We start from the raw sequence: 17,101 nt of genomic DNA on the forward strand, positions 1-17,101 counted from the left end.
CATGGACGAGCTGCACAAGATCCGCTCGGCGTACCCCGAGCAGCCCGGCCCGTCGGCCGAGGTGACCGCGCAGGCGCGGCAACAGATCCAGGCGCTGGCCCGCGAGGCGGCGACCGCCCGGCGGCGCGATCGGTGGCACGCGGCGGCACGGTCCGGCCGGGTCGGGGTGGCGCTGACCGCGACCGCGGCCGCCGTGGCGCTCGCCGCGCTGGCGACGCCGTTGATCCTGTCCCCCGACTCAGGTCCGGACGCCGCGCCAGTGCCGAGCACCATGGCGCCGACGCCGCGGCTGATGACGGCCAGCCAGGTGTTGATGGCGGTCGCCGTGAAGCAAGAGGGCGACGAGAAGGTGTCGGGCAAGTACTACCGGGTCCGCAGCCTGCAGATGCGGGCGACCACCGAGGTCGGTGCCCCGGGCAAGAAGTACCACCTCGAGCGGCGGAACATCACCGAGAGCTGGATGCCGATGAAGCAGGGCGTCGAGTCCTGGTTCGGCTGGGCCGATCTCGGCGCGCGCCCGGCGACGCCTGCCGACACAGCCAAGTGGAAGGCGCAGGGTTCGCCGAAGTCGTGGCAACTGGACTACGAGGTGGACCCGGTCACGATGGCCGCGGGTGAGCCGACCGTCCGCAAGATGACTTTCGCGGAGGTGCCGCCGGGGTACTACCTGAGCGGGATCAAGCCGGTCACCGCCCAGCAGATCCAGGCCTTGCCGACCGATCCGGTCAAGCTGCGCGCGGTGCTCGCTCGCGGCGCCGAGCCGGGTGCGGCGGCGGAGGAGATCGACTACGTGGTGTTCAACGCCGCGGGGCGGCTGCTCTTCGAGACGCCGTCGCCGCCGAAGTTGCGGGGTGCCGCGCTGCGGGTGCTGTCCGAGCTGCCCGGTACGCAGTACAAGGAGAACGTCAAGGACCCGATCGGCCGGACCGGCACCCGGATCACGATGGCGTGGCCGTCCTCGGTGAAGGGACCGACCGCCCGCAAGACCGCGTTCGGTGACGGCGGCACCAGCTACATCATCGAGCCGACCACCGGCCGCCTGCTCAGCTCGGAGACGATCGGCATCAAGCGCGGCGCGAGCGTAGTCCTCGAATCCGGCTGGACCGACGACTCCCCAGAGCCGCCTTCGCCCGCCATCCGCTGACCGGGCTCTTGGGCGTCACCGGGCAACGCGCGGAAACAGGAGGCGAAGGCGGGCCGTGCCAGCAACAATTCAGGCATGTTGCTGGTACCGGGGGACCCGCTGAACCCGCGCCGGGTGGATCCGCACTTCGCGCCGCAGGCCGCTGCCGCGCGGGAGCTGGGGATCACCGTCGCGCGGATCGACCATGACGCGCTGGACCGGCCGGACGAGGCGGTCGCGGGCGTGCCGATGGGCGACGACGCGGTCTACCGCGGCTGGATGATGTCCGCCGAGGAGTACGGCCGGATGGCCAAGGCGCTCGACGCGCGCGGAGTCACCTTGCGAACCAACGGCGAGGAGTACCGCCTCGCCCACGAGCTCCCCGGCTGGTACCAGGCCGTGCGGCCCCTGACCCCGGAGTCCGCGTGGACCGACGGGCTGGATCTCGCCGCACTCGATGCCGCGGCCGATCACCTCGGCGGTGGCCCCGCAGTACTGCGGGATTTCGTGAAGTCGATGAAGCACTACTGGGACGAGGCCGCGTACATCCCCGACGTCGCCGACCGGGCCGCTGTACGCCGGGTCGCCGAGCGGTTCCTGGAGCTCCGGGGCGACGCGTTCACCGGCGGGTTCGTGCTGCGGCGGTTCGAGGAGTTCACCGGCGCGGAGGCGCGGACCTGGTGGATCGGCGGTCGCTGCGCCCTGGTCACCCCGCACCCGGACACCCCCGACCAGCTCCCCGGCGGGCTCGACCTGGTCGAGGTCGAACCACTCGTCGCCAACCTGTCACTCCCCTTCGTGACGGTCGACCTGGTACGGCGTACCGACGGTGCCTGGCGGATCGTCGAGCTCGGCGACGGCCAGGTCAGCGACTGGCCGGCCTCCGGGGACCCCGCGGACCTGATCAGCGCCCTGTTCTGACTCCGCAGCTCTGACTCCGCAGCTCTGACCGCAGCTCCGACTCCGCAGCGCCCGGTCCGGCTGCCCTGGCCGCGTACGGGACAATGGAACCGATGACGCTCACCGAGAAGCTTCCGGACTCCACCGATCCCGATGCCCTGTACGACGCCTTCGCCACCTGGGTGGGCGAGCAGGGCATCTCGCTGTACCCGGCGCAGGAGGAGGCGCTGATCGAGGTGATGACCGGGTCGAACGTGATCCTGTCCACCCCGACCGGTTCCGGGAAGAGCCTGGTCGCCACCGGCTCGCACTTCGCGGCCCTCGCCAACGGCAGGCGGACCTTCTACACCGCGCCGATCAAGGCGCTGGTGTCGGAGAAGTTCTTCGCCCTCTGTGACATCTTCGGCGCCGACAAGGTCGGCATGCTCACCGGCGACGCGTCGGTCAACGCCGGCGCCCCGATCATCTGCTGCACGGCCGAGGTGCTCGCGAACGTCGCGCTGCGGGAGGGTTCCGCCGCCGACGTCGGCCAGGTGGTGATGGACGAGTTCCACTTCTACTCCGAGCCGGACCGCGGCTGGGCCTGGCAGGTGCCGCTGCTGGAACTGCCGGACGCACAGTTCATCCTGATGTCCGCGACGCTCGGGGACGTCGAGCGGTTCAAGATCGACCTGAACCGGCGGACCGGCCGGCCGACGGCGATCGTCTCGTCGGCCGAGCGACCGGTGCCGCTGGTCTACAAGTACGTCACCACGCCGCTGCACGAAACGCTCACCGAGCTCCTGGTGACGCACCAGTCTCCCGTGTACGTCGTCCACTTCACGCAGGCCTCTGCCCTGGAACGCGCCCAGGCGCTGACCAGCATCAACGTCTGTACGAAGGAAGAGAAGGACAAGATCAAGGAGCTGATCGGGCACTTCCGCTTCAGCCCGGGCTTCGGCAAGACGCTGCAGCGGCTGATCATGCACGGAATCGGCGTCCACCACGCCGGCATGCTGCCGAAGTACCGGCGGTTGGTCGAGCAGCTCGCGCAGGCGGGGTTGCTGAAGGTCATCTGCGGCACCGACACCCTCGGCGTCGGGATCAACGTGCCGATCCGCACCGTCCTGCTGACGGCTCTGAGCAAGTACGACGGACGCCGGCAGCGCATCCTCAAGGCGCGCGAGTTCCACCAGATCGCCGGCCGCGCGGGCCGCGCCGGGTACGACACGTCCGGCACGGTCGTCGTCCAGGCGCCGGATCACGTCGTGGAGAACGTCAGGTTGCTCGCAAAGGCCGGCGACGACCCGAAGAAGCAACGCAGGGTCCAGCGCAAGAAGCCGCCGGAGGGTTTCGTCACCTGGGGTGAGGACACCTTCGACCGGCTCGTCGCCGCCGAGCCCGAACCGCTGCAGTCGAGGATGCGGGTCAGCCACGCGATGCTGCTGAACGTGATCGCCCGCGACGGCGATGCGCTCGCGAGCATGCGGCACCTGCTGCAGGACAACCATGAGGACTCGAAGGCGCAGCTCAGGCTGATCCGGCGGGCGATCCAGATCTATCGCACGCTGCTGACGGCGGGCGTCGTCGAGCGGCTGGACGAGCCCGACGAGAACGGCCGCACGCTGCGGCTGACGGTCGACCTGCAGAAGGACTTCTCCCTGAACCAGCCGCTGTCCACCTTCGCGCTGGCCGCGCTGGACCTGCTCGACCCCGAGGACCCGGTGTATGCACTGGACGTGGTGTCGGTGGTCGAGGCGACGCTGGAGGACCCCCGCGCGATCCTGATGGCGCAACTGCACCACGCCAAGGGCGAGGCCGTGAACTCGATGAAGGCCGACGGCATCGAGTACGACGAGCGGATGGAGCTGCTCGAGGAGATCAGCTGGCCGAAGCCGCTCGAAGAGTTGCTCGAGGCAACCTTGGAGATGTACCGGCAGACGCACCCGTGGATCGCCGAGGCCGGGCTGTCCCCGAAGGCCGTGGTCCGGGACATGTTCGAGCGGGCGATGACGTTCGGCGAGTACATCCAGTACTACGGTCTCGCGCGCTCGGAGGGCATCGTCCTGCGGTACCTGAGCGACGCGTACAAGGCGCTCCGGCAGACCGTGCCGCCGGACAAGGTGAACGAGGACCTCACCGACCTGATCGAGTGGCTCGGCGAAGTGGTCCGGCAGACCGACTCCAGTCTGCTCGACGAGTGGGAGGAGCTGACCAACCCGACCACCGCGGAGGTTGTCGCCCCCGTCCCGCAGGGCCCGCGCCGGATCACCTTGAACAGCAGGGCTTTCCGCGTTCTCGTCCGCAACGCCATGTTCCGCCGCGTCGAGCTCGTCTCACTGCACCGCTGGGCCGAGCTGGGCCAGCTGGACGCCGAGTCAGGCTGGGACGCGGGCCGCTGGGCCGAAGCCGGTACTGCGTACTACGCGGAGCACGGCGTACTGAACACCGGCCCGGCAGCACGTGGTCCGGCGCTCTTCATGGTCGAGGAGCACCCGGGCTACTGGGAGGTCCAGCAGATCATTGACGACCCAGAGGGCAACCACGACTGGCGCATCACCGCCACCGTCGATCTGGACGCCTCCGACGAAGCCGGCGACCTCGTCCTCGAACTGGTGTCGTTCAAGCCGCTGTAGCCACAGCGTTCAAGCTGCTGTCGCCACCGGCGTCTGTAGCCGGCGGATCTCCTTGGCGAACATCGGCAGCGCCGACAAGGCGATTCCGATGCTCCCAATGGCTACTGCGGCGGTGGTTCCGAAGCTGGCGCCGAGGACGCCGCCCAAGGCCGCTCCGATCGGCAGTACGCCGAAGGTGAAGGTGCGGTAGGCGCCGTTGCTTCGCGCCAGCGTGCTGCGCGGGATGAGGAGCTGGCGAATCGTCACGGACAACACATTCGCGCTGCCGAGTCCGATGCCCGCGCAGCACTGCACGGCACCCAGCAGTACTCCGAACAGCACGCCGCGGCCCGGCAGCAGCGCGAGGAGGAGCGGCAGGCCGGTCGACAGGACGAGCGAGGCCCCGAAGGCGCGGCCGTAGCCGAGCCGGTCGGCCAGGCGCAGGCCGAGCATCGCCCCGACGAAGGCACCTGCTCCTCCGGCGCTCAAGGCCAGGCCGTATCCGCCTGCCGACAACCCACGGTCCTTCACCGCCAGGATCACCAGGTTGACCACCAGGATCTGCGCCGAGGCGTTGTAGACCGCGGCATGCACTGTGAGGGACCGCAGGAACGGGCTCACCTTGAGCTGTCGCACGCCCTCCCAAAGGCTCGCCTTCTGCTCGGCCCCAGCCGGTCGGACCTCCGGCCTCTGGGCACCTGCCACTCCTAGCGCACTCGCGAGGTAGGAGACGGCATCGACGAGTAGGGCCAGGGCAGGCCCCAGCAACTGCACCAGGAGGCCCGAGATGCCGGGACCACCGACCTGCGAAGCAGTGGTCGACCCCTGGAGTGCTCGGTTGGCCGCCGGGAGGTCCTGCTCGGCCACGAAGTCCGGGAGATACGCGAAGGAAGCGATGTCGAAGACGACGCTCGCGGCTCCGACGACGAATCCGACGATCACCAGCAGCGGCAGGCTGAGGCTGTCGAGCGCCCAGGCGATCGGGACTACCGCGACCGCCGCGGCCCGGAGCACGTCAGCGGCGACCATGACACCTCGCTTGCGGCGGCGCTCCAGCCAATGCCCGGCGAGCAACGGGAGCGCGGCGCTCGGCAGATAGGTCGCCGTCGCGATCGCGCTGACGCCGGCCGCGCCCGCGTCCAGGGTGAGCGCGGCCGTCAGCGGCAGCGCGACAGCCGTCACCTGGGTGCCGACAGCCGAGATCGTGTGCCCCGTCCAGAAACGCCGGAAATCCCGGTCCTTACTCACCATCGTTACCCCTAGCTCACCCTCATCCGGTAACAGCGTTACCGAATCATGCCCCGATGGCGGTAACCTCGCAACCATGATTCAGCCAGGAGCACGAACCCCGGCGCCCGAGCCGCTGGTGCTCGTGCAGGACCTGGCGAACACGGTCGATCTGGAGATGGAGCGCGATCAGCTGCGCTCCGCCGCGGACCTGGCGTCCTTCGCTGCCGAGCACGGGTTGCGGCTGACGTTCGGCGCGGACGACCTGGCGGAGGTGCTGGAGTTCCGCGAGGCACTGCGGGATGTGTGCCAGGCCCATGCCGGCGTGGACGTGCCGGCGGCGTCGGGCGCAGTACTGGAGCGGCGGTTGTCCAGGGCTCCGCTACGGCTTGCTTTGGGCGCTGACGGCAGCGCTGTCGTTCAGCCAGCCGCAGACCTCGGCGGCCTTGATGCGCTGGTCGCGAGGATGGCTGCGGACATCGCGGGGGCCGTGGTGGACGGCACCTGGCGGCGGCTCAAGGCGTGCGCGGCAGACACTTGCCGGTGGGTCTACTACGACCGCAGCCCGGCCGGCCGCAGTCGGTGGTGCACGATGGCGCTCTGCGGCAGCCGGAACAAGATGCGTCAGTACAGGGCTAGGACCTAGCCGGCCACTCCACATCGACCTCACACGGCTCTTCGTAGTCCACACCGGCTACGTCGAACCCGTAGAGCCGGCGGACCTCGCTGTAGAACCACTCCGTGTCCGCCACGTCCGCGATCGTCTCCTGGGTCGCGGCGTCCCACTGCGCCCGTACTGCGGCCTGCACGTCGTCGGCCAACTCCCAGCGGTCCAGGCGGATGCGGCCGTCCTCGTCGAGGTCCAGCGGCTTCTCGCCGGTCAACTGGTCCCACAGCGCGATGGACTGCTGCATAGGCGTCTGCATCTGCTCACCGAGCACCTTGTGCAGCAGGCTCACGTACAGCCCGATGCCCGGGATCGCGGACGACGCCTGCGTGACTGCGGCACCGTTCACCGACGTACGGGCCTCCACGCCGTCCCGCTTGCTGAGCGCTAGGGCGGTCTGCTCCAGGTGGGCCTTGGCCGCGCCGATCGAGCCCTGCCGGTAGATCGGCCCGGTCAACTCCGAGCCGATGTAAGTCAGAGCCACCGTGCTGAACCCGTCCTTGAGCAGCTTGCGCTGTTCCAGCGCGTCCACCCAGCGGGCCCAGTCCTCACCGCCCATCACGGCCACCGTCTCGGCCACCTCGTCGTCGGTGGCCACCTCGATCCCGACCTCCTGCAGCACCGGCCGGCCATCGTCGTACGCGAGGCTCTTTGTCTGCGCAGACTGCCCGATCGCCTTGATGGCCGACTGGTACGTCGTGTCGGTGCGTGGGTCGACCCGCCGGGGCGCGGCGACGCTGTAGATCAGGTAGTCGACTCCCCCGAACTTCTCCTGCAGCAGGTCGAGCACCTCCGACTTCGTCGTGTCGGCGAACGCGTCCGCGTTGACGAAGTGGAAATCGCTGCCCTGTCCCTCGGCGTAGGCCGCAGTGGCTGCCGTGCGATACCAGCCGGCGGTGGCGGTACGGCGTACGGTCGGGGCCTTCTCGAAGGAGACGCCGATCCCGTCGATCCCGTACCGAGCCAGCCCAGCCACAGTCGCCGCCAGGCCGTACCCGGAGCTGGAACCGATCACCAGCGCAACCGGCCGCTGCTCAGGCTTACGCGCCTCGACCTGCTCTGTCAGACCCTTGACCAGCTGGGCACAGCCGACCGGATGCGAGTCGAGAAAGAGGAAACCACGGCCGACGGGCTTGATCAGGCGGTCAGTCATGCGACCGACCCTAGACCACCACCTAGTGGAACCGCTCCAGCCACGAACCGGCGACCGCGTGTAGACGGTCTTTCTCCAGGCGGTAGACCCGTTCGCGGCCACGGAGTTCGACTGCGAGCAGGCCGGCCTCCTGCAATACCCCCAGATGCCGACTGGTGGTGGGCCAGGCACAGTCGAACCGGGAGGCGATCTCGCCGGACGTCATCACCCCACCCCGGGTGTGCAACACCAGCAGAATCGTGCGCCGCGTCTGGTGCGCAAGGGCAGCGAAGACCAGATCCAGGTCCCGGAGATCCTGGACCCCCCGAGAAGGTTTGACCACCGGCTAGAACCGGACCGGCTCGAAGTGCGGGAACTCCCACTTCGGCCGTCCGTCCCGGTCCTCGAGCAGCGGATCCATCGCTTCCCAGAGGGCCAGCACGTCGGGATGTTCGTGAGCCTGGTCGAAACCGCCGTCGACCCAGGTGAACATCTCGACATAGGTCGGCTCCCCGAGCTCGCGGAGCACCACCGGCTCGACCTCGGTGACGAACCCCAGCTCGCGCAGGGTTGCCCAGTGCCGGCTCAGCAAGGCCTTGAATTCCGGCTCCTTGTCCGGCCGGGTCCGGTAGGTGCAGAGCACGATTTCATTAGCCATATCGCTAATAATTAGCAAGCTGGCTCAGCTTGTCAAGGCGTGGGGATCGCTGGAAACCCGGGTGGCTCAATTCCAGTACAGCTCAGCGTCGTCCGGCTCGACGGTCACATCGGCGCCCAAGCGGCGCAGGTTGCCGGCGAAGTCTGTGTAGCCGCGGTGCACGTGGTGCGCGGCGGAGACGAGAGTCTCCCCCTCGGCCGCGAGGCCCGCGATCACCAACGCGGCGCCCGCGCGGATGTCGCTGGCGACCACCGGCGCGCCCGACAGCCGCGGTACGCCGCGAACCACCGCGTGGTGGCCGTCGGTCTGAATCTGCGCGCCGAGCCGGGTCAGCTCCTGGGCGAAGGTGAAACGGCCCTCGAACAGGTTCTCCGTCACCATCGCGGCGCCGTCGCTGAGCGCGTTCATCGCGATCACGAACGCCTGCAGGTCGGTCGCGAAGCCCGGGTACGGCAGGGTGACCACGTCGACCGGCTTCGGGCGGTCGTGCATCACGACGCGGAAGCCGGGGTTCAGCACGGTGATCTCGGCGCCGGCCTTGTGCAGCTTGTCCAGCGGCAGTTCGAGGTGCTCGGCGTGACCGTTCGCGATCGTCACGTCGCCCTTGGTGATCGCGGCGGCGAACGCCCAGCTGCCGGCCACGATCCGGTCCGGCACCGTGACGTGGTCGACCGGATTGAGCAGACCCTCGACCCCGGTCACCTCGATCCGCGAGCTGCCGGCGCCGTCGATCTGCGCGCCCATCTCGACCAGCATCGCGGCGATGTCCTGGATCTCCGGCTCACGCGCCGCGTTCTCGATCACCGTGATGCCCTTGGCCAGCACCGCGGCCATCATGATCGTCTCGGTCGCGCCGACGCTCGGGAAGTCCAGCCAGACCTCGGCGCCGTGCAGACCCTGCGGCGCCTCGGCGATCACGAAACCGTGCTCGATGTGCACCTTCGCGCCCATCGCCTCCAGCCCGGCGACGTGCATGTTCAGCCCGCGGGAGCCGATGTTGTCGCCGCCCGGCAGGGCGACCTCGGCGCGGCCGCAGCGGCCGAGCAGCGGTCCGAGCACCGAGATCGACGCGCGCAGCTTGCGAACCAGCTCGTAGTCGCACTGGTAGCCGATCTCGGCCGGTACGGCGATCGTGGCGCTCGTCTCGTCGGCGTCCACCTTGACCGAGCAGCCCAGGGTGTCCAGCAACTGAGCCATGAAGGTGACGTCCAGAATGCTCGGCACCTGCCGCAGTGTCGTCGTCCCCTCGGCCAGCAACGCCGCCGCCATCAGCTTCAGCACGCTGTTCTTCGCGCCTGCCACCTCGACCGAGCCCTCGAGCCGTGCCTCACCTGCAATCCGAAACCGTTCCACCCGGCGACTGTATCCGCTCCGGGATCTGGGCTTTGCGTAGAGTGCCGTGACATGGCTGTGAACTTGACGCGGATCTATACCCGGACCGGTGACGCCGGCGAGACCCGCCTGGGCGACATGAGCAAGACCACGAAAACCGATCCGCGGCTGGCGGCGTACGGCGAGGTGGACGAGGCGAACTCCTCGATCGGCGTCGCGATCGCCGCCGGGCACCTGAACAGCAGCCTGGTGCTACTGCTGACCAGGATCCAGAACGACCTGTTCGACGTCGGCGCGGACCTGTGCAACCCGATCGCGGCGAACCCGGAGTACCCGCCGCTGCGCATCACCCAGGACTACATCGACCGGCTCGAAGGCTGGTGCGACGAGTACAACGGCCGCCTGACCAAGCTCCGCTCGTTCATCCTCCCCGGGGGTACGCCGGGCGCCGCTTACCTGAACGTCGCCCGGACCGTCGTCCGCCGCGCGGAACGAGCCGGCTGGGCCGCCGTCGAGGCGCACGGCCCGAGCGTCAACCTGCTCGCCCTGACCTACCTCAACCGACTGTCCGACCTGCTGTTCATCCTCGGCCGGGTGGCCAACCTCTCCTCCGGCGGCGACGTCCTCTGGGTCCCGGGCGGCGACCGCGACAAGTAGTTGTGACCGCCCTTCCCGGTCAACTACTTCGAGTGCAGGCGCTCTAGCTCACGCGCCAGTTCAGGGGCATGGTCAGTACTCCGGTCGGCGGGAGACCGAGCGCAGCATAGATCGCACTGGTCAGGCCGTCCGCGGTCCAGGCCTTGGCGGTGGCGGCGAGGTCCTCGGTGGACTCCGGCGGGCGCAGGCGATCCAGCAGCGAGCGGTGAGGTGCCGCGGTGAGGGCGATCTCGTCGCGGTCGAGGCCTGCTCGCTGGCAGGCGAGCTGGATCGCCCGCTCCATGCCGCCGAGCTCGTCGACCAGCTTGCGCTCATGCGCATCGGCGCCGGTCCAAACGCGACCGCGAGCCAACGGCTCCAGCTCGGACTCGGGCACGCCCCGGTCCTGGGCCGCCTTGGCGACGAAGTCGGCGTAGATGCGGTCCAGGGTCTCCTCCAGACGCTCCCACTGCTCAGGAGAGAACTCCTCCTGCGCGGAGTACATCCGCGCGTTCTCGCCTTGTGACACCGCCTCCTGCGAGATGCCGATGCGGCCGAGCGCGTCGCGGACGACCCCCTTGCCCATCAGCACGCCGATGGAGCCGGTGATCGTCCCCGGCTGGGCGACGATCACGTCCGCCGGCATGGCGACGAAGTACCCGCCTGAGGCAGCCACGCTGCCCATGGACGCGATCACCGGCCGACCAGTGGCTCGTAGGCGCAGCACCTCGTGCCGGATCGCGTCGGACGCGACATACGAACCGCCCGGGCTGTCGACCCGCAGTACGACGGCTTTGACCTTCTCGTCGTCGCCCACCGCCCGCAGTGCTGCACCGACGGTGTCGGAACCCGAGCCGGAACCGCCCATCGGGCCACCGCCGGAATTCCGGCCGACACTGATGGCACCACTGACGCGTACGACCGCTACGACGGGCTTCTGCGGCCAGGGGAGGTTGTCGCGCACATCTCGGAGCGTGCGGGGGCCGCGGCGTTGGTAGCGCTCCACCAGCAGCGGTGTGGTCTCCCCCAGGCTCTTCTCCAGGGCGTCGTAGACGTCTGACCGGTAGCCCAACTGGTCGACCAGACCGGCCTCGCGCCCGGCTTCAGCGGACAGCGGCGCATTGTCCACAAGTTCCCGCACCCTCGCGGCATCCAGCCGACGCCGTAGGGCGATGCCGTCGACGATCTGGCCGAACGCCGACTCGGCCAGCCGGGTCGCCATCTCCTTGGCCGGCCCGGTCATCTCCTTCTCGGTGAAGGTGTCCACGGCGGTCTTGTACTCACGCCGCTTGCCGAACTGCGGGATCACTCCGGCCTTGTCCAGCGCGCCCCGGACGAAGATGGCCTGGATGGAGACCCCGGTGACGCCGAGCTCCCCCGACGGCTGCACCCAGATCTCGTCGAACGCGGTGGCCAGGTAATACGGCACGGTGCCGCCGCCGACCTCCCCGAACGACTCGGTCCAGGCGACCGCGGTCTTCCCCGACGTCCGGAACGCCTCTACCGCGTCCCGGAGATCCTGCACCTGTGCCAGCGACAACGCCGGCCCTCCCAGATGCGCGACCACCCCACGCACGTTCTCGTCCCGGGCCGCCTTCCGCAGCCCCGCGACCAACTCCCGCAACGTCGGTAGATGCCGCATCCGGAACGCGGCCACCGGCGAGGCCGGCGGCGTCTCCAGCACACCCCGAGTCAGGTCCAACTCCAGCAAGATGCCCGTCATACACCGACCCTAGACAAGTCGGGCAAAGAGCGCGGGCGGCGGGGGGAAGAACGCGGAGAGGCTAGATGTAGGTCTCGGTGCTGGGTGGGGCTGATTCCATCCAGGCCAGGACGCCCGTCAGGGCTTCCTCGGTCATGGCGAAGTGGACGGTTCGGTCGCGCAGTTCGGCGTCGACAATCACGTGGCCGGCGTAGGTGACCAGCGGCTCGTTGCCCATCGGGCGGCGGGTGGTGACACCTTGCAACTGATGCCGGTTGACGGTGAGTTTCGGCCACCAGGCGAGGCTGAAGACACGAAACCACTGGAGGTCGTCACCGACGTAGCGGGCCAGGCCCAGGGCCCAGCCGCGGCCGTGGTCCTTCTGGGCGAGTTGGAGGCTGCAATCGAACGTGCCGCCGTCCCTGGACAACCAGCGACGACGGCACGCGAAAACGACGATCAGCAGTACGGCGGCAAGCAGACAGACCCCGACCACATCGAGGGCTGTCCTCATATTTTGCCGACCTCATTCCTGGTGCCCTCGCTGAGGTGGCACCGACCCCGAACCGTACTGACTGTGACGATATTCAATTATTACAGGTGGGGTCAGGACGTCTTCTCGGCGGCCCGCACCCTGGCCTCGGCGAGCCGGACCTGCTCCTGCTCGTCCTCCGAGTCGGTCCCGGTCGACTGAGCCTGCTCGAGTGCGCGCTTGGCCTCTTCCAGGTCGATGTCGTGCCCCATCTCGGCGTTCTCGGCCAGGATCGAGACCCGGTCGTGCGCCACCGAGATGAAGCCGTCCGGCGCGGCCGCGACGAAGTACTCGTCGTCGACGGTCCGCACCTGGACGGTGCCACCCTGCAGCAGACCCAGCAACGGGGCATGACCCGGGAGGATACCGACGTCGCCGTCGGTGGTGCGGGCGATGACGATCTTCGCCTGCCCCTCCCAGACCACCCGCTCGGCCGCGACCAGCGCGACCTCGAGGTGCTTGGTGGTTTCCTCGGCCATCAGAGTTCCTTCTGGAGCTCAGCCCAACGCCGCTCGACGTCGTCGAGCGAACCGACGTTGAAGAACGCCTGCTCGGCGATGTGGTCGCACTCGCCCTCGGTGATCTTCTTGAACGACTCGATGGTGTCCTTCAGCGGCACCGTCGAACCCGGGGTGTTGGTGAACTTCTCCGCCATGTAGGTGTTCTGCGACAGGAACTGCTCGATCCGGCGCGCCCGGGCGACGGTGATCTTGTCCTCTTCGGACAGCTCGTCGACACCCAGGATGGCGATGATGTCCTGCAGTTCCTTGTTCTTCTGCAGGATCTGCTTGACCCGCACGGCCACGTCGTAGTGCTCCTGGCCGATGTACTGCGGGTCGAGGATCCGCGACGTCGAGCTCAGCGGGTCGACGGCCGGGTACAGACCACGCGAGGCGATGTCACGCGACAGTTCGGTGGTCGCGTCCAGGTGCGCGAAGGTGGTGGCCGGCGCCGGGTCGGTGTAGTCGTCGGCGGGCACGTAGATCGCCTGCATCGAGGTGATCGAGTGACCCCGGGTCGACGTGATCCGCTCCTGCAGCACGCCCATCTCGTCGGCCAGGTTCGGCTGGTAACCCACCGCGGACGGCATCCGGCCGAGCAGCGTGGAGACCTCGGAACCGGCCTGGGTGAACCGGAAGATGTTGTCGATGAACAGCAGCACGTCCTGGCCGGCGACGTCGCGGAAGTACTCCGCCATCGTCAGCGCCGACAGTGCGACGCGAAGACGCGTGCCCGGCGGCTCGTCCATCTGACCGAAGACCAGCGCGGTGTCCTTGAAGACGCCCGCGTCCTCCATCTCGTGGATCAGGTCGTTGCCCTCACGGGTGCGCTCACCGACGCCGGCGAACACCGAGGTGCCACCGAAGTTGTGGGCGATCCGGTAGATCATCTCCTGGATCATCACGGTCTTGCCGACGCCCGCACCGCCGAACAGGCCGATCTTGCCGCCCTGCACGTACGGGGTGAGCAGGTCCAGCACCTTGATGCCGGTCTCCAGCATCTCGGTCTTGGACTCGAGCTGGTCGAAGGCCGGCGCCTTGCGGTGAATCGGCCAGCGCTCGGTGATCTCGAACTCGGACTCGTCCTGGCTCAGGCACTTGCCGGTCACGGACCAGACGCGACCCTTGGTGACGTCGCCGACCGGGACGGAGATCGCCGCACCGGTGTCGCGCACCTCGGTACCGCGGACCAGGCCGTCGGTGGGCTTCATCGAGATGGCCCGGACGATGTTGTCGCCGACGTGCAGCGCCACCTCGAGGGTGATCGTCTGGGTGGTGTCGCCCAGGGTGATGTCCACCTCGAGCGCGTTGTACATGTCCGGCATCGCGTCCGCGGGGAACTCGATGTCGACGACCGGGCCGATCACCCGGGCGACGCGGCCAACGGCACCTGCCGCGCCGCTGTTGTCTTTCTCGGTAACCGTGGCAGTCATCTCTCTCACTCGCTCCCGGCGGAAGCATCGGCCAGCGCACCCGCGCCACCGACGATCTCGCTGATTTCTTGGGTAATTTGGGCCTGACGCGCCTGGTTGGCCTCACGCGTCAGTCGCTCGATCAGGTCCTGCGCGTTGTCCGTCGCGGACTTCATCGCCCGCTGCCGGCTGGCCAGCTCGGAGGCCGCCGCCTGCAGCATGCAGTAGTGGATCCGGCTGGCGACGTACTTCGGCAGCAGTCCGTCGAGCACGTCCTCCGCGGACGGCTCGAACTCGTACAGCGGCAGGACGTCGTCCGGCTCCGGGGCCTCCTCGCCCTCGACGACCTCCAGCGGCAGCAGCCGGATGACGTCCGGGCGCTGCGTCAGCATCGACACGAACCGGGTGAAGACGATGTGGATCTCGTCCACGCCGCCCTCCTCGGTCGGGGTCAGGAAGGCCTCGATCAGCGCGTCGGCGATCTCCCGGGCCCGGGTGAACGACGGCGCGTCGGAGTCGCCGCTCCACGACTGCGCGACCTCGCGCTGCCGGAAGGTGTAGTAGGCGATCCCCTTGCGGCCGCTGAGGAACGGCACGATCTCCTTCTCGTCCTCGCGGAGCAGCTGGTTCAGCCGCTCACCCTCGCGGATGACCGAGGAGGAGTAGGCACCGGCCTGGCCGCGGTCCGAGGTGATCAACAGCACCGCGGCACGCTTCGGATTCGGATTCTCGGTGGTCAGCGGGTGGTCGACGTTCGAGAACGTCGCCACCGCCGACACGGCACGGGTGAGCTCACGCGCGTACGGACCGGCCGCCTGGGCGCGCTGCTGCGCCTTGACGATCCGGGACGCCGCGATGAGCTCCATCGCGCGGGTGAGCTTCTTGATCGTCGAGACCGAGGCCCGGCGCTCGCGAAGCTGCCGCAGAGTGGCTGGCATGGGTTGATCAGCCCCGCTTCTGCCGGACGATCTGCTCCTGCTCGACGTCCTCTTCGTCCATCGCTTCAGTCTCCTCCCGGCCGACCAGCAGCTCGCCGCCGGAGGTCTGGAAGGTGGGCTTGAAGTTGTCCAGCGCCGTGACCACGGCCGCCTGGGCGTCATCGTCGAACAGGTTGGTCTCGCGGATGCCGGCCAGCACGTTGGTCTCCCGGCGCAGGTAGTCCAGGAACTCGCGCTCGAACCGCAGCACGTCCTCGACCGGCACGTCGTCGAACTTGCCGGTCGTACCGGACCAGATGGACACGACCTGGTCCTCCACCGGGTACGGCGAGTATTGCGGCTGGCGGAGCAGCTCCACCAGGCGCTGACCACGGTCCAGCTGACGGCGGGAGGTGGCGTCGAGGTCGGACGCGAACATCGCGAACGCCTCCATCGAGCGGAACTGCGCCAGGTCCAGCTTCAGCGAGCCGGAGACCTTCTTCATCGCCTTGACCTGGGCGGCGCCGCCGACCCGGGACACCGAGATACCGACGTCGATGGCGGGGCGGATGTTGGCGTTGAACAGGTCCGACTGCAGGAAGATCTGGCCGTCGGTGATGGAGATGACGTTGGTCGGGATGAAGGCCGAGACGTCGTTCGCCTTGGTCTCGATCACCGGCAGGCCGGTCATCGAGCCGGCGCCGAGCTCGTCGCTCAGCTTCGCGCAGCGCTCGAGCAGCCGGCTGTGCAGGTAGAAGACGTCACCCGGGTACGCCTCACGGCCCGGCGGGCGGCGCAGCAGCAGCGACATCGAGCGGTAGGCCTCGGCCTGCTTGGTCAGGTCGTCGAACACGATCAGGACGTGCTTGCCCTGGTACATCCAGTGCTGGCCGATGGCCGAGCCGGTGTACGGCGCGACGTACTTGAAGCCGGCCGGGTCGGACGCCGGGGAGGCCACGATGGTGGTGTACGCCATCGCGCCGGCCTCTTCGAGCGCGCCGCGCACCGAGGCGATCGTCGAGCCCTTCTGGCCGATCGCGACGTAGATGCAGCGGACCTGCTTGTCCGGGTCGCCGGACTCCCAGTTGGCCTTCTGGTTGATGATCGTGTCGACCGCGATCGCCGTCTTGCCGGTCTTGCGGTCGCCGATGATCAGCTGACGCTGACCGCGGCCGATCGGGATCATGCCGTCGATCGCCTTGATACCGGTCTGCAGCGGCTCGCGGACCTCCTGGCGGTCCATCACGCCGGCGGCCTGCAGTTCCAGCGCGCGGCTGCCCTCGAGGTCCTTGATCTCACCCAGACCGTCGATCGGGTGGCCCATCGGGTTGACGACGCGACCGAGGTAGCCCTCGCCGACCTGCACGGACAGGACCTCGCCGGTCCGGCGGACCTGCTGGCCCTCCTCGATGCCGTCGAACTCACCGAGGACGACGACGCCGATGTCGCGGACGTCGAGGTTCAAGGCGATGCCCTGGGTGCCGTCCTCGAACTCGAGCAGCTCGTTCGTCATCGCCGAGGGCAGGCCCTCGACGTGCGCGATGCCGTCACCTGCGTCGACAACGGTACCGACCTCTTCGCGGGTCGCCGTCTCCGGTTCGTAGTCGGAGACGAAGCGATCCAGGGCGTCCCGGATTTCCTCCGGCCTGATCGTGAGCTCCGCCATTATCTTCCGTCCCTGCTTCCTTGACCTAGCTGGCCTGGTGTCTTGGCCCTAGAGGTTTCCGTATTTGCACTGGCCGCTAGCGCCATAAATTTTTGTCGTTAGG

General features: G+C 68.5%; 16 protein-coding genes. 5 read left to right on the forward strand and 11 right to left on the reverse strand.

Annotated elements, in window-relative coordinates:
* Nucleotide 1: 1 nt before the first annotated feature.
* The 3 genes from EV648_RS38735 (at nucleotide 2) to EV648_RS38745 (ending at nucleotide 4,638) form a co-directional block, all read left to right on the forward strand.
* Nucleotides 2–1,144 (forward strand): CU044_5270 family protein, encoded by a 1,143-nt coding sequence (locus tag EV648_RS38735; RefSeq protein ID WP_132300840.1) that lies wholly within the window; start codon nucleotides 2–4, stop codon nucleotides 1,142–1,144.
* 75 nt (nucleotides 1,145–1,219) lie between these two features.
* A complete protein-coding gene (locus EV648_RS38740) occupies nucleotides 1,220–2,044 on the forward strand; it encodes an ATP-grasp domain-containing protein (RefSeq protein WP_132300842.1) in 825 nt (274 codons plus the stop codon).
* Between the two features lie 92 nt (nucleotides 2,045–2,136).
* Nucleotides 2,137–4,638: an RNA helicase gene (locus EV648_RS38745; protein WP_132300844.1), complete on the forward strand. Its 2,502-nt coding sequence runs from the start codon at nucleotides 2,137–2,139 to the stop codon at nucleotides 4,636–4,638.
* A 9-nt stretch (nucleotides 4,639–4,647) separates the two neighbouring features.
* Here the strand turns inward: EV648_RS38745 and EV648_RS38750 are convergent, their stop codons facing one another.
* Entirely contained in the window at nucleotides 4,648–5,868 is a 1,221-nt protein-coding gene (locus EV648_RS38750) for an MFS transporter (RefSeq protein ID WP_158294189.1), read from the reverse strand.
* 73 nt (nucleotides 5,869–5,941) lie between these two features.
* On the opposite strand from EV648_RS38750, the gene EV648_RS38755 reads away from it, so the two are divergent.
* Nucleotides 5,942–6,490 carry a CGNR zinc finger domain-containing protein gene (locus tag EV648_RS38755; RefSeq protein ID WP_132300848.1) on the forward strand — a complete coding sequence of 183 codons (549 nt, stop codon included), beginning with the start codon at nucleotides 5,942–5,944 and terminating at the stop codon, nucleotides 6,488–6,490.
* Here EV648_RS38755 and fabV read toward each other — a convergent pair.
* The 4 genes from fabV to murA form a co-directional block, all read right to left on the reverse strand.
* Nucleotides 6,480–7,664, reverse strand: coding sequence for an enoyl-[acyl-carrier-protein] reductase FabV (fabV, locus tag EV648_RS38760; protein ID WP_132300850.1), 1,185 nt, complete (start codon nucleotides 7,662–7,664; stop codon nucleotides 6,480–6,482). The genes EV648_RS38755 and fabV overlap by 11 nt on opposite strands.
* 22 nt (nucleotides 7,665–7,686) lie before the next feature.
* Nucleotides 7,687–7,986, reverse strand: a complete 300-nt coding sequence (locus tag EV648_RS38765) for a helix-turn-helix transcriptional regulator (RefSeq protein WP_199235066.1) — start codon at nucleotides 7,984–7,986, stop codon at nucleotides 7,687–7,689.
* Between the two features lie 3 nt (nucleotides 7,987–7,989).
* Entirely contained in the window at nucleotides 7,990–8,301 is a 312-nt protein-coding gene (locus EV648_RS38770) for a hypothetical protein (protein WP_132300852.1), read from the reverse strand.
* 66 nt (nucleotides 8,302–8,367) lie between these two features.
* A complete protein-coding gene (gene murA / locus EV648_RS38775) occupies nucleotides 8,368–9,654 on the reverse strand; it encodes a UDP-N-acetylglucosamine 1-carboxyvinyltransferase (protein WP_132300854.1) in 1,287 nt (428 codons plus the stop codon).
* A 51-nt stretch (nucleotides 9,655–9,705) separates the two neighbouring features.
* On the opposite strand from murA, the gene EV648_RS38780 reads away from it, so the two are divergent.
* The gene (locus EV648_RS38780) at nucleotides 9,706–10,290 is read left to right on the forward strand and encodes a cob(I)yrinic acid a,c-diamide adenosyltransferase (protein WP_132300856.1); all 585 of its coding nucleotides are present in this window, start codon (nucleotides 9,706–9,708) and stop codon (nucleotides 10,288–10,290) included.
* A 43-nt stretch (nucleotides 10,291–10,333) separates the two neighbouring features.
* On the opposite strand, the gene sppA is transcribed toward EV648_RS38780, so the two are convergent.
* The 6 genes from sppA to atpA all read right to left on the reverse strand — a co-directional run bounded on the left by sppA (nucleotide 10,334) and on the right by atpA (nucleotide 16,998).
* Nucleotides 10,334–11,992, reverse strand: a complete 1,659-nt coding sequence (sppA, locus tag EV648_RS38785; protein ID WP_132300858.1) for a signal peptide peptidase SppA — start codon at nucleotides 11,990–11,992, stop codon at nucleotides 10,334–10,336.
* 61 nt (nucleotides 11,993–12,053) lie between these two features.
* A complete protein-coding gene (locus EV648_RS38790) occupies nucleotides 12,054–12,485 on the reverse strand; it encodes a DUF2550 domain-containing protein (RefSeq protein WP_132300860.1) in 432 nt (143 codons plus the stop codon).
* A 92-nt stretch (nucleotides 12,486–12,577) separates the two neighbouring features.
* A complete protein-coding gene (locus EV648_RS38795; protein ID WP_132300862.1) occupies nucleotides 12,578–12,982 on the reverse strand; it encodes a F0F1 ATP synthase subunit epsilon in 405 nt (134 codons plus the stop codon).
* Nucleotides 12,982–14,436, reverse strand: coding sequence for a F0F1 ATP synthase subunit beta (gene atpD / locus EV648_RS38800; protein WP_132190972.1), 1,455 nt, complete (start codon nucleotides 14,434–14,436; stop codon nucleotides 12,982–12,984). Before atpD ends, EV648_RS38795 begins: the two co-directional genes overlap by 1 nt.
* Nucleotides 14,437–14,441: 5 nt before the next feature.
* Nucleotides 14,442–15,353 carry a F0F1 ATP synthase subunit gamma gene (locus EV648_RS38805; protein WP_132300864.1) on the reverse strand — a complete coding sequence of 304 codons (912 nt, stop codon included), beginning with the start codon at nucleotides 15,351–15,353 and terminating at the stop codon, nucleotides 14,442–14,444.
* 7 nt (nucleotides 15,354–15,360) lie between these two features.
* Nucleotides 15,361–16,998, reverse strand: coding sequence for a F0F1 ATP synthase subunit alpha (atpA, locus tag EV648_RS38810; protein WP_132300866.1), 1,638 nt, complete (start codon nucleotides 16,996–16,998; stop codon nucleotides 15,361–15,363).
* Between the last annotated feature and the right edge of the window lie 103 nt (nucleotides 16,999–17,101).

The organism is Kribbella sp. VKM Ac-2568 (assembly GCF_004345365.1).
GTDB lineage: Bacteria > Actinomycetota > Actinomycetes > Propionibacteriales > Kribbellaceae > Kribbella > Kribbella orskensis.